This window comes from Mesorhizobium sp. M0522 (assembly GCF_040321085.1).
GTDB lineage: Bacteria > Pseudomonadota > Alphaproteobacteria > Rhizobiales > Rhizobiaceae > Mesorhizobium.
Window position 1 is genome coordinate 21537 of record NZ_JAMYQW010000001.1, and the last position, 12126, is coordinate 33662.

Here is a 12126-nt window from a genome sequence, read left to right on the forward strand (position 1 = left end):
TGTCCCGCCCGTTCTGCGACACAGGAGAATGGCGAAACCGAATGCGACAGCCAATCTCCCCCCCTGAGGGGGAGATGGCCGGCAGGCCAGAGGGGGGTGTTGGCCCGCAGACGAATGACGATTGGAGAACCCTCTGATGGCAACCCCGCTCGTTGTCTCCGATGTCGCGAAGAGCTTCACTATGCATCTGCGCGACGGCATCAAACTGCCGGTGGTCGCCGGTGTCTCGTTCGCGATCAGGGCCGGCGAATGCGCCGTGCTCGGCGGCCCGTCCGGCGCCGGCAAGAGCTCGATCCTGAAAATGCTCTACGGAAATTATGCCGCCGATGAAGGCCAGATCATCGTCCAGCACGAGGGCGGGCTCATCGATCTCGCCTCGGCCAGCCCGCGCACCGTGCTTGCCGTGCGCCGGCTTACCATCGGCTATGTCAGCCAGTTCCTGCGCACCGTGCCGCGTGTCTCTGCGCTCGACGTCGTGGCCGAACCGCTGGTCGAGCGCGGCGAGGAGCGCGAGGTCGCGCACGGCAAGGCACGCGCCTTGCTGGCGCGGCTCAACCTGCCGGAGAAGCTCTGGGCGCTGCCGCCGGCGACGTTCTCCGGCGGCGAACAGCAGCGCGTCAACATCGCGCGCGGTTTCATCACCGAGCACCCGATCCTGCTGCTCGACGAGCCGACCGCTTCGCTCGACGCCAGGAACCGCGATGTGGTGATTTCCCTGATCGCCGCCAAGAAGGCAGCGGGCGTCGCTTTGCTCGGCATCTTCCACGATCACGACGTGCGTGAGGCGGTCGCCGACCGCGTCATCGACGTGACCGCCTTCGCCGCCGGGAAAATCGCCGCATGACCAGGAAACTGTCGGAGGCGCCGCTGATGCACGAGACGGCGGAAGTCGAGAACTCGACGCTTGGCCGCTGGACCGAGATCGCCGAGCGCTGCCGGGTTTCCGAAAGCACGCTCGGCGACTATTCCTACGTGATGCAGGACTGCGGCGTCTGGTGCGCAACGATCGGCAAATTCGCCAACATCGCCGCAAGCGTGCGCATCAACGCTACCAACCATCCGACCTGGCGGCCGACGCTGCACCATTTCACCTATCGCGCCTCGGATTATTGGGACGACGCCGAGCACGAGAGCGAATTCTTCGCCAAGCGCCGCGCCAAACGCGTCACCATCGGCCACGACACCTGGCTCGGCCACGGCTCGACCATCCTGCCGGGCGTCACCGTCGGCGATGGCGCGGCGGTCGGTGCCGGTGCGGTGGTGTCGAAGGACGTCGCGCCCTACACCATCGTCGCCGGCGTACCGGCCAAGCCGATCCGCGAACGCTTCGACCGCCGCACCGCGGAGCGCTACCAGGCGCTCGCCTGGTGGGACTGGGACCATGCAAGGCTGCGCGCCGCGCTCGACGATTTTCGGGAATTGTCGGCGGAGGCGTTTCTGGAGAAATATGGCGGCTAAGGGATCGTGAACGGTGAATGGTGAATAGTGAATGGCGGGACGGATAGGTTTCGAGGCTTAGGGAAGCCTCTCTTGCCACCATTCACTATTCACTATTCACTATTCACCATTCACCATTCACCATTCGAGCTTCTCGCGCCGAGTTGATCCCGCCCCGCTCCAGGCTGTGGGCAGTAACAAAACTGACATCGTTCCGACACTGCAGGTTCACGCGGCTGCGCTAGCCAGGGTAAACAGACCTTCAATTGCGATTGGACTGGAGCCTGCACCATGTCAGCTACGCTCGAAATCCGCGGCGTCACCCGCCGGTTCGGCAAGAACACCGCCGTCAGCAATGTTCACATCGCGATTCCGCAAGGCCAGATGGTCGGCATCATTGGCCGCTCCGGCGCCGGCAAATCGACGCTGCTGCGCATGATTAACCGCCTCATCGATCCCAGCCAGGGATCCATCCTGTTCAACGGCGTCGAGGTCTCCGGGTTGCGCGGCTCGCCGCTCCGGCGATGGCAGCGCGACTGCGCCATGATCTTCCAGCAGTTCAATCTCGTGCCGCGCCTCGATGTGCTGACCAATGTGCTGCTCGGCCGGCTCAACCACCGCTCGACGCTGTCCAACCTGTTTGGCATGTTCTCCCGCGGTGAATGCGCCGAGGCGGTTGCAGCCCTCGAGCGCCTCGACATCGCCCGCACCGCCCTGCAGCCGGCCGGCACGCTTTCCGGCGGCCAGCAGCAGCGCGTTGCGATTGCGCGCGCCATGATGCAGCAGCCGAAGGTGTTGCTGGCGGATGAGCCGATTGCCTCGCTCGATCCGCTCAACGCCAAGGTGGTGATGGATTCGCTGCAGGACATCAATTTGCGCGAGGGCATCACCGTCATCACAAATCTGCATACGCTGGATACGGCCCGCACCTACTGCAACCGCATCATCGGCATGGCCGCCGGCAAGGTCGTCTTCGACGGCCCGCCCGAAGCCCTCAACCGCGAGGCCGTGCGCATGGTCTACGGCGCCGACAGCAATGGCGGCGAAATCTCCGAGGCCATCACCTCCACCAGTGTCGCCATCAAACAGAAAATCGCTGCATCCGCCGGACCGCTCGAGCCCGCATTCCCGGGATATTGAGAACGGCCTGATCGCCCGCCCGCGTCAAAGGCACCTGTCAAAAAATTCGTACGCTACCGGCGCGAGGCCGGGACCAACAGGAGAGAGATAATGTTCAGGAAGATGGTTTTTGGCGCCGTTTCATTGCTCGCTATCGCGGCAAGCGCCGCTCACGCCCAGGATATCAAGGAATTCCGCATCGGCATCCTTGGCGGTGAAAACGAAGCGGACCGGCTGCGCAACTTTCAGTGCCTCGCCGATCACCTGAAGTCCGAATTCGGCTTCGAGAAGGTCTCGCTGTTCCCGGCCGCCGACTATGACGGCGTTATCCAGGGCCTGCTCGGCGGCACGCTCGATTTCGCAGAGCTTGGCGCGTCGGGCTATGCCAGCGTCTACCTCAAGGATCCGAACGCCGTGACCCCGATCCTCACCACCCAGCAGACCGACGGCGCGACCGGCTATTATTCGATCGGCCTTGCGCTGAAGTCGTCCGGCATCACCGACATCAAGTCGGCCAAGGGCAAGAAGCTCGGCTATGCCGACCCGGATTCGACCTCCGGCTACCTGATCCCGCTGACCCAGATCCCGAAGGACACCGGCGCTTCGAACGAAACCTTCTTCGCCTCGACCCAGTTCAATGGCGGCCACGAGAACAACCTTCTCGCGGTTCGCGACGGCAAGGTCGATGTTGCGGTTGACGATTCCTCGGGCATCGGCGACTTCAAGAACGGCTACACCTCCGGCACCTTCCACAAGGAAGTCGCCAAGGGCGCCGTGGACCCCAATGATTTCGTCGAAGTCTGGCGCTCCGGCTTGATCCCGAACGGCCCGCTGGTCGTGCGCACCGCACTCGGCGGCGATATGAGCGCCAAGCTCGCCAACTTCTTCACCAGCCTGCCGGCCAAGGACAAGCCTTGCTTCGAGGCCATCGAAGGCGGCGATTTCACCGGCTACGTTCCGGTGAAGCCGGACTTCTACAGCGTCATCGTCGAAGCCCGCAAAGCCGCGATCGGCGGCTGACGACAATTGCGGAAAGGGCGGCGTCCATTAGAGCGACGTGCGTCCACTTGGACGCACAAAGTACGCTCTAACACTTAGATGCCGCATCGTGCTTTCCGAAAGTCAACTTTCGGGCCGATGCGGTCGCCGCCCTTTTTGCGTGTCCGCTCGTGACCCCGTATGACCTTCGCCGCTACAATTCGTTCAGACGCGGTCCGGCAGGCAGCAGACGCCTGGCGACGCCAGACGTCCTTGCGCCGGTTCTACACGGCGCTCGGCATCGGCTCACTGCTTGTCGCCATGTGCACAGCCATGTGGTTCGCCGACGAGGCCAATGCCGGACATTTCTTCGATCGGCTGCCGCACATACTGGATTTCCTTAGTTGGCTTGTTCCCAAGGACTGGAACGACGTCTGGCGGGCGCTGTTCGACATCGCATCGCCGCACGACAAGGGCAGCCAAGAGTTCAACTTCCCGCTTGGCCGCGTCTATCTCTGGGGCGGCTTTTATCTACCCGAATATTTCGAGCTGATGCTCACCACGCTTAACGTGGCGCTGGTTTCCACTTTCATCGGCTTTGTCTTTACGGTGCCCTTTTCCTTCATCGCCGCGCGCAACTTGACGCCCAGTCCGGTGCTCAGGCTCGTCGTCAAGCGCTTCATGGAACTGCTTCGCGCCTTCCCCGAGATCGTCGTTGCCGGCCTGTTCGCAGCCATCCTCTCGACCGGCCCGGTCGCAGCCATCATCGCCATCGGCCTGCATTCCATCGGCGCCCTCGGCAAGCTCTTCTACGAGATCAACGAAAACATCGACATGCGCGCCGAAGAAGGCCTGCGCGCGGTCGGCGCCAACTGGTTCGAGCGCGTGCGCTTTGCCGGCCTGCCGCAAGTGCTGCCCAATTTCATGTCCTACACGCTGCTCAGGATCGAGATCAATGTGCGTATCTCGACCATTATCGGCGCGGTCGGCGGTGGCGGCATCGGCGAGGAACTGAAGCTCTCCATCTCGCGCGGCTTCGGCGCCAAGACGCTGGCATTGGTGCTGCTGCTGTTCACGACGATCTTCCTCGTCGACCAGTTTTCCGCCTGGCTACGCCGCAAGCTCGTCGGCGAGCAGGCATTCATGATGGGTGCCTGACCATGATCCCAACAAGTGGATTCCGGTTTTTGGAAAAGATCATGGCAAATCAACAAGAAGACTGCCCATGGCCGCAATGACCGCCGATGAGATGCGGTCGATCGAGGAGCGCTTTCCCCAAGTGTTCCGGCGGCCCTTGTACAAACGCTTCGGCCCGCTGGTCCTGTTCACCGGCATCCTGCTCTATCTCCTCTACGCCTTGTGGTTCTTCAGCCTGCCGCAAGTACTGAGGGAATCGCACTGGGAGCGCCTGCCGCTCTTCCTGACGCAATGGATCAGCTACGATCTGCAGCCGGAATTCCGTCTCGACCAGCCTCAGATCACACCCAGATACCCGCGATTTTCGGCGCTCGGCGAAGACCCGCATCCCGATTGGGTCATCACCAACGCCAACGGCTCCTACACCGTCCTGATCGACGGCCGGGCCAAATCGGTCACCTTCGACAAGGCCGAAGCGACGCTTGTCGCCAATGGCCAGGCGGTGCCGGTGTCGTTGACCAACGGCAAACCGGTAATATCCGGCCCGGTGCCGGAGTGGATCACCGCGCATGACGATGAGATCGTCGCCAGGATGGGCTTTGCCGGCGAGGTCCGTATAACCGTCGATCGCGTCAAGGTCCGCAAGCGCTTCCTCGGCTGGGCGAATTTCGTCTTCGACACACGCTCGCCCTTCTTCGGCAAGTCGCCCGGCGAGGTGGTCTCGTTGCTGGTGTCCGGACCCGAGATCAAGCCGGGCACATCGAACATTGCGCTGGCCGCCGACAATATCTGGAACAACGCCCAATGGCAGCATGGCGACGTCTGGACGAAGCTGTTCCAGACCATCGTCATGGCGTTTCTCGGCACCTTGCTCGGCGGCATCGTTGCCTTCCCGCTCGCCTTCTTCGCCGCCCGCAACATCACCCCGAGCGGCCTGCTTAGCCAGGTGCTAAAGCGGTTCTTCGATTTCATGCGTTCGGTCGACATGCTGATCTGGGCGCTGTTCTTCACCCGCGCCTTCGGCCCGGGCCCGCTTGCCGGCAGCGCCGCGATTTTCTTCACCGAGATCGGCACGCTCGGCAAAGTCTATTCGGAAGGCCTCGAGAACATCGACGACAAGCCACGCGAGGGCGTCCAGTCGACCGGCGCCAACGGCTTGCTGGTGCAGCGCTATGGCGTGCTGCCGGAAGTGATCCCGGTCTTCATCAGCCAGACACTCTATCAGTGGGAATCCAACACCAGGGGCGCGACGATCATCGGCGCCGTCGGTGCCGGTGGCATCGGCCTGAAGCTCTGGGAGGCGATGCGCACCAATTCCAACTGGGCCAATGTCTTCTACATGGTGCTCTTGGTCCTGCTCGTCGTTTTCATCTTCGACAACATTTCCAATTTCCTGCGCCGCCGCTTGAGCAGGACGATCCACGACTACAACCGGATCCAGGCCGGCCAGGGCTGACGGGGGCGTTGCGCAGACGTGCGGTTAGGGCGCCTTCCTCCATCCATTCCTGATATGCCTGTAGCCGTCGCGGTAAACAGCTTCCGGGCCTTCGGAAAAGTCGCGCCACACCTTGGTGGCCGCGGCCAAATCCTTCAGCGAACGCCCGAACGCCTCGATCGTCAGCCAATCGTCGTAGCCGCTCTTGCGAATGGCGGAGAACGTCTCCTTCCAGGGGACGTGGCCGCGGCCCGGCACGCCGCGATCGTTCTCCGAAATATGGATATGGACGATGTTCTTGCGGTTGCGCGTATAGGCGCCGATCGGGTCGGTCTCTTCGATGTTGGCGTGGAAGGTGTCGTACATCGCCTTGATGTGCGGCCGGTCGATCGCGTCGATATGCTCCGACAAATCGTCCATCGTGTTGAGCAGATAGCATTCGAAGCGGTTGAGCGCCTCCAGCCCGATGGTGATGCTCTTGTTGCCGGCATGGTCGCCAATGGCGCGTTGCGAGGCGATCGAACGTTTTTTCTCGGCCGCCGTCGGCCCGCTGCCGGAGAAGGCCCCGAGTGTGGAATGCAGCGGGCCGCTCAACGTGTTCGCGCCAAGCGCCTGAGCGCAGTCGATCGCCGATTTCATGTAGTCGATCCCGGCCTTGCGCCTCGAGGCATCCGGCGAGATCAGGTTCATCGCCGGATCGCCCATCGCCGAGACGGCGGTGCGTTGCAGCCCGATACGGTCGAGCAGCTCGCCGAGTTTCCTGTAGTCGTCCGGCGTGCCGGAGAAGACCGGTATCTCGACGCCGTCGAAGCCGGTCGCCTTGATATCCCTCAACAACGGCTCGTGTTTTTTCGTGACACTGGTCGTCCACAACAACATGCACATGCCGATTTTCATCGACGCCCCTCCCCTTTGACGGCCGGGCTTGCTCCTCCGGCGACTTCGCCACAAGCCCCTCATCCGGCCACTTCGCGGCCACCTTCTCCCCGCTGGGGAGAAGATGCAGACGCCAACGCAGGCGATCTCCTCTCCCCTCGGGGAGAGATCGGAATGCCCCGAATTGCCCTTGCAATTCGGCCGGCAGTCCGGGTGAGGGGGACTTCCCGTTAACTGGACGCAGTGATTAAAGTTTCGTCCACGCTCCATTCTTCTTCGCCGATTTCACGCAGGCCTCGATGAAGGCCATGCCTTCGACGCCGTCTTGCACAGTTGGGAAAACGACATCCTTAGCCGGCTTGCCGCCCTTCCGGCGCGCCGCACGAATGGCCCGCGCGGCTTCCTGGTAGATGTTGGCGAAACCTTCGAGATAGCCTTCCGGATGGCCTGGCGGAACGCGGCTGACGCGCCCGGCGACGGGCAACGCTCCCGCGCCGTTTCGGGTGATCAACTGCTTCGGCTGGCCGAACGGCGTGTACCAGAGATAGTTCGGATCGGCCTGCACCCATTCGAGCCCGCCCTTCGAGCCGTAGATGCGCAATTTCAACCCGTTCTCGTGGCCGGGCGCCACCTGGCTTGCCCAGATCATGCCCTTGGCGGGGTGCGACCCGCCGACCGGCTTGAAGCGCAGCAGCACATTGATGTTGTCGTCGAGCAGCCTCCCCGGCACGAAGGCATCGAGGTCGGCCGACAACGAATCGAGCTCCAGCCCGGAGACGAAACGGGCAAGGTTGTAGGCATGCGTGCCGATATCGCCCAGTGCACCGCCGGCACCCGCCTGCTTCGGGTCGGAGCGCCACGCTGCCTGTTTCTGGCCGGTGGCGGCCAGGTCTTCGGTCAGCCAGTCCTGCGGATATTCCGACTGCACGATGCGGATGTCGCCGAGCTGTCCTTTGGCCACCATCTCGCGTGCCTGCCGCACCATCGGATAGGCGGTGTAGTTATGCGTCAGCACAAACACCTTGCCGGTCTTTTCGACCAGCGCCGCCAGCCTCTTTGCCTCGGCCAGCGTCGTCGCCAGCGGCTTGTCGCAGATGACGTGGATGCCGGCCTCGAGAAAAGCCTTGGCGGCCGGCACGTGCACATTGTTCGGCGTGACGATGGCCACCACCTCGATGCCGTCCGGCCGCTTGGCCTCGGCCTTGGCCATCTCGGCATAGGAGCCGTAGCTGCGTGCCGGATCGAGCCCAAGCTCGGCCGCCGAGGCCTTGGCGCGCTCCGGATTCGACGACAAGGCGCCGGCAACCAGCACGAACTCGTTATCCATGCGCGCCGCGATGCGGTGCACCGCGCCGATAAAGGCGCCTTGTCCGCCGCCAACCATGCCGTAGCGGATCGGACCGCCTCCCGTTTCCGTCTTCGATGCGCCAACCATGATTTTCTCCCTCGTTATCTGAGATACCCCTCCCCCTTGAGGGGAGGGTCGACGCGTAGCACGGGGTGGTCGCCGGGCGTGAAGCTCGGCATGGACCGACCCCACCCGGCCCTCCGGGCCACCCTCCCCTCGGGAGGGATATCTGTGCTAGATCCCCATCATGCCGCGCAGCACCTTTTTATCGGTCGTGCCGCCGGCGAAATCGTCGAATGCTTTTTCCGTCACCCTGATGATGTGGTGCTGGATGAAGGGGGCGCCTTCGGCAGCACCATCCTCCGGGTGCTTGAGGCAGCATTCCCATTCCAGCACCGCCCATGAATCGTAATTGTATTGGGTGAGCTTGGAGAAGATGCCGCCGAAATCCACCTGCCCGTCGCCGAGCGAGCGGAAACGCCCGGCGCGGTTGGTCCAGCTCTGGTAGCCGGAATAGACGCCTTGCCGCCCGGTCGGATTGAATTCGGCATCCTTGACGTGGAACGCCTTGATCCGCTCGTGGTAGATGTCGATGAATTCGAGATAATCGAGCTGCTGCAGCAGGAAGTGCGACGGGTCGTAGTTGATGTTGCAGCGCTTATGGCCGCCGACCGCATCGAGGAACATCTCGAATGTCGCGCCGTCGAACACGTCCTCGCCCGGATGGATTTCGTAGCCGACATCGACGCCGTTCTCGTCATAGACGTCGAGGATCGGCTTCCAGCGCTTGCCCAGCTCGGCAAATGCTTCCTCGATCAGTCCCGCCGGCCGCTGCGGCCATGGGTAGAGGTATGGGAAGGCCAACGCGCCGCAAAACGACACCGACGCCTTGAGCCCGAGATTCTTCGACGCCTTGGCGGCGAACTTCATCTGTTCGACCGCCCATTGCTGCCTGGCTTTTGGATTGTTGTGCACCGCAGCCGGCGCAAAGCCGTCGAACTGCGCGTCATAGGCGGGATGCACCGCCACCAGTTGCCCCTGCAGATGCGTCGACAGTTCGGTGATTTCGACGCCGGCATCGGCGCAGATGCCCTTCACCTCGTCGCAATAGGCCTTGGAGGAGGCTGCCTTCTCGAGATCGAACAATCGGGCGTCCCATGTCGGGATCTGCACGCCCTTGTAGCCCAGACCAGCCGCCCATTTGGTGATCGAGGCCACCGAATTGAACGGCGCGGCGTCGCCCGCAAACTGCGCCAGGAACAGACCAGGCCCCTTCATCGTCGTCGGCATCGGCATCTCCCTATGTTTCACGACCAAGCATAGCGCCGATTGAAAACAGGGCCAGCGTCTTTGGTCTCTTTGCACAGCGCGCTCAGCGCCGCTATTCTGGTATTACCAAATGCCGAAATCTGGTCAAGCCATTTGACGCGCTGCCGCGGTCCTGCAACCATGCCGAGTTAGGCCACATGTTTAAGTATAATCAATAGCATAGATAGGAGCCAACGCTTGATGGCAGCAGTTCTTGCCGTCCAGATGAAATTACTGTAGACCTCCCATCAGGCCCAATTGGTCGAACCAGTTTGCCAAGAAATGCTGGGACGCCTTGGGGAGGAATCATGCGGCACGCTTCGGCAGAGTGCGCCGCAGGCGAACTGGTACAGGCGATTCTGGGAAGGATAGACCATGCATCTTTCGACGCACAATTGGATGCGGGCGGAGCCGCTGGAAACGACGCTCAAGCGCATCAAGAAATTCGGCTACGAGTCGATCGAGATCTCCGGCGAACCCGAACAGTACAAGCCCAAGGAGACGCGCGCACTGTTGAACGAGTACGGCATTCGCTGCTGGGGAGCGGTGACGCTGATGCTGGGCGAGCGCAATCTCGCCTCCAAGGACCAGGGCCAGCGCGAGCGCTCGGTGCAGTATGTCAAGGACGTGCTGACCATGGTCAGCGAACTTGATGGCGAGATCATCACGCTGGTTCCGGCCACCGTCGGCAAGGTGGTGCCGGACGGCACCGAGGAAGAGGAGTGGAAATGGGTGGTCGACGCCACCCGGGAATGCTTCACCCACGCCAAGAAGGTCGGCGTCAAGATCGCGGTCGAGCCGCTCAACCGCTTCGAGACCTATCTGTTCAACCGCGGCGCCCAGGCACTGGCGCTGGCCGATGCGGTCAGTCCCGAATGCGGCGTCTGCCTCGACGCCTACCACATCCACATGGAAGAATTTAACGTCTACGACGCCATCCGGCAGGTCGGCAAGCGCCTGTACGACTTCCATGTCGCCGACAACAACCGCTTCGCCGCCGGCCTCGGGCAGATCGACTGGCCGAAGATCGTCGGCACGCTGAAGGAGATCGGCTATGACGGCGCGCTGACCAATGAATTCGTCGCCCCCGTCGACCGCACGCCGGCTGCCCCCTATCCCGACATGGTCGAACGCAACCCCGTCGACATCTCGCCGGAGCAGCTGAAATTCATTCAGGACCACGGCTCCAGCGTGCTCACGGAGAAATTCTACACCGACCAGATGCGCATCAACGCGGAAACGCTGCTGCCGCTGATCAAGTAGCCGAGCCGTTTGGAAAAGCCCTTCCGCCTCACCGCGGCCGGGCCGAGGATGAACATGCGCATCAAGACGGTCCAAGCCTGGTGGGTCCGCATACCGATCGAAGCCGCGAAGCAGCACCGCAGCGACTTCGGTCAGGTGGCGACGTTCGACGCCGCCATCCTGCGCATCGAGACCGACGACGGGCTGGTCGGCTGGGGCGAGGGCAAGAATGCCGCCGGCAGCGCCGGCAGCTACGGCGCCCTTGTCCATTTGCTGAACTACGAGGTCGGCCCGCAGCTGGTCGGCCGCGACCCGGCTGACATCGGCGTCATATGGGAGATGCTCTATAATGGCACGCGCCACGACAGCGCCGCTCGCGCCGGCCACGCCATGCCGCAATTGGCGCGACGCGGCATGAGCATCGCCGCTATCAGCGCCGTCGACATCGCATTGTGGGACATTCTTGGCAAATCGCTCGGCGTTCCGGTCTGGCGGCTGCTCGGCGGCCGCAAGCTGGACCGCATGCCGGCCTATGCTTCCGGCGGCTGGGCCACTGCGGAAGCCATCGGCGACCAGCTGCAGTCCTACATCACCAAGGGCGGTTTCAAGGCGCTGAAGATGCGCGTCGGCGCCATGGACGGCGCCCCACATATCTCGGCCGCTCGCGTCCGTGCCGCCAGACAGGCGCTCGGTCCCGATATCGACCTGATGGTCGACGCGCACGGCACCTACACGGTGGCCGAAGCCAAGCGCTTTATCCATCTCGCCGGCGACCTCGATCTCGCCTGGTTCGAGGAGCCGGTGATCGCCGACGACAAGCCCGGCATGGCCGAGGTGCGCGCCTGCGGTTCGATCCCGATCGCCACCGGCGAAAGCGAGGCGACGCGCTATGCCTTCCGCGACCTCGCCGTGCTCAAATCCGCCGATATATTCCAGCCGGATCCGGCCTTTTGCGGTGGCATCAGCGAGGCGATGAAGATCGGCACCATCGCCAGCGCCTTCAATCTGCGCTTTGCGCCGCATCTTTGGGCCGGCGCGCCCTGCTTCTTTGCCGGGCTGCATGTCTGCGCTGCTTCGCCGGCGAGCTTCACCGTCGAATATTCGCTCGGCGCCAACCCGATGATCCACGATCTGATCGAAGAGACTGTCGAAGCAAAGGACGGTATGGTAGCGATTCCTGATAGACCCGGGCTGGGATTCACCATTTCGGAGCGGTTCCTGGAGGCGCACGCGCAACACGGCTGAC

11 protein-coding genes are annotated in these 12126 nt (G+C 62.8%); 8 read left to right on the forward strand and 3 right to left on the reverse strand.

Features of this window, described 5'->3' with window-relative positions; genetic code table 11:
- The first annotated feature begins 136 nt into the window (after positions 1-136).
- The 6 genes from phnL (at position 137) to phnE (NKI58_RS00135) (ending at position 6127) form a co-directional block, all read left to right on the forward strand.
- Positions 137-844, forward strand: a complete 708-nt coding sequence (gene phnL, locus NKI58_RS00110; RefSeq protein ID WP_352783586.1) for a phosphonate C-P lyase system protein PhnL — start codon at positions 137-139, stop codon at positions 842-844.
- Entirely contained in the window at positions 841-1458 is a 618-nt protein-coding gene (locus NKI58_RS00115) for a DapH/DapD/GlmU-related protein (protein ID WP_352783583.1), read from the forward strand. Before phnL ends, NKI58_RS00115 begins: the two co-directional genes overlap by 4 nt.
- A 270-nt stretch (positions 1459-1728) precedes the next feature.
- Positions 1729-2577: a phosphonate ABC transporter ATP-binding protein gene (gene phnC, locus NKI58_RS00120; protein ID WP_023675197.1), complete on the forward strand. Its 849-nt coding sequence runs from the start codon at positions 1729-1731 to the stop codon at positions 2575-2577.
- A gap of 90 nt (positions 2578-2667) precedes the next feature.
- Positions 2668-3576 carry a phosphonate ABC transporter substrate-binding protein gene (phnD, locus tag NKI58_RS00125; protein WP_352620198.1) on the forward strand — a complete coding sequence of 303 codons (909 nt, stop codon included), beginning with the start codon at positions 2668-2670 and terminating at the stop codon, positions 3574-3576.
- A 159-nt stretch (positions 3577-3735) separates the two neighbouring features.
- Positions 3736-4692, forward strand: a complete 957-nt coding sequence (phnE, locus tag NKI58_RS00130; RefSeq protein ID WP_352783580.1) for a phosphonate ABC transporter, permease protein PhnE — start codon at positions 3736-3738, stop codon at positions 4690-4692.
- Positions 4693-4759: 67 nt separating this feature from the next.
- Positions 4760-6127, forward strand: a complete 1368-nt coding sequence (gene phnE / locus NKI58_RS00135; RefSeq protein ID WP_352825600.1) for a phosphonate ABC transporter, permease protein PhnE — start codon at positions 4760-4762, stop codon at positions 6125-6127.
- Between the two features lie 24 nt (positions 6128-6151).
- Here phnE (NKI58_RS00135) and NKI58_RS00140 read toward each other — a convergent pair whose 3' ends face one another.
- From NKI58_RS00140 to NKI58_RS00150, 3 genes are all read right to left on the reverse strand, one after another.
- Complete coding sequence (locus tag NKI58_RS00140; protein WP_352783574.1) at positions 6152-7003, reverse strand: sugar phosphate isomerase/epimerase family protein; 852 nt, start codon at positions 7001-7003, stop codon at positions 6152-6154.
- 226 nt (positions 7004-7229) lie between these two features.
- Positions 7230-8417, reverse strand: coding sequence for a Gfo/Idh/MocA family protein (locus NKI58_RS00145; protein WP_352783572.1), 1188 nt, complete (start codon positions 8415-8417; stop codon positions 7230-7232).
- 147 nt (positions 8418-8564) lie between these two features.
- On the reverse strand, positions 8565-9620 hold the full coding sequence (locus NKI58_RS00150; RefSeq protein WP_352783570.1) for a sugar phosphate isomerase/epimerase family protein: 1056 nt from the start codon (positions 9618-9620) through the stop codon (positions 8565-8567).
- A 393-nt stretch (positions 9621-10013) separates the two neighbouring features.
- Between NKI58_RS00150 and NKI58_RS00155 the strand changes: the two genes are divergently transcribed.
- Complete coding sequence (locus NKI58_RS00155; RefSeq protein ID WP_352568283.1) at positions 10014-10901, forward strand: sugar phosphate isomerase/epimerase family protein; 888 nt, start codon at positions 10014-10016, stop codon at positions 10899-10901.
- A gap of 54 nt (positions 10902-10955) precedes the next feature.
- Entirely contained in the window at positions 10956-12125 is a 1170-nt protein-coding gene (locus NKI58_RS00160; RefSeq protein WP_023675189.1) for a mandelate racemase/muconate lactonizing enzyme family protein, read from the forward strand.
- Position 12126: the final 1 nt, after the last annotated feature.

Excerpts from the sequence above, each read along its gene's own strand:
- phnL (WP_352783586.1), top strand. The coding sequence starts at position 137 with ATGGCAACCCCGCTCGTTGTCTCCGATGTCGCGAAGAGCTTCACTATG.
- NKI58_RS00115 (WP_352783583.1), top strand. The coding sequence starts at position 841 with ATGACCAGGAAACTGTCGGAGGCGCCGCTGATGCACGAGACGGCGGAA.
- phnC (WP_023675197.1), top strand. The coding sequence starts at position 1,729 with ATGTCAGCTACGCTCGAAATCCGCGGCGTCACCCGCCGGTTCGGCAAG.
- phnD (WP_352620198.1), top strand. The coding sequence starts at position 2,668 with ATGTTCAGGAAGATGGTTTTTGGCGCCGTTTCATTGCTCGCTATCGCG.
- phnE (WP_352783580.1), top strand. The coding sequence starts at position 3,736 with ATGACCTTCGCCGCTACAATTCGTTCAGACGCGGTCCGGCAGGCAGCA.
- phnE (WP_352825600.1), top strand. The coding sequence starts at position 4,760 with ATGGCCGCAATGACCGCCGATGAGATGCGGTCGATCGAGGAGCGCTTT.
- NKI58_RS00140 (WP_352783574.1), bottom strand. The coding sequence starts at position 7,003 with ATGAAAATCGGCATGTGCATGTTGTTGTGGACGACCAGTGTCACGAAA.
- NKI58_RS00145 (WP_352783572.1), bottom strand. The coding sequence starts at position 8,417 with ATGGTTGGCGCATCGAAGACGGAAACGGGAGGCGGTCCGATCCGCTAC.
- NKI58_RS00150 (WP_352783570.1), bottom strand. The coding sequence starts at position 9,620 with ATGCCGACGACGATGAAGGGGCCTGGTCTGTTCCTGGCGCAGTTTGCG.
- NKI58_RS00155 (WP_352568283.1), top strand. The coding sequence starts at position 10,014 with ATGCATCTTTCGACGCACAATTGGATGCGGGCGGAGCCGCTGGAAACG.
- NKI58_RS00160 (WP_023675189.1), top strand. The coding sequence starts at position 10,956 with ATGCGCATCAAGACGGTCCAAGCCTGGTGGGTCCGCATACCGATCGAA.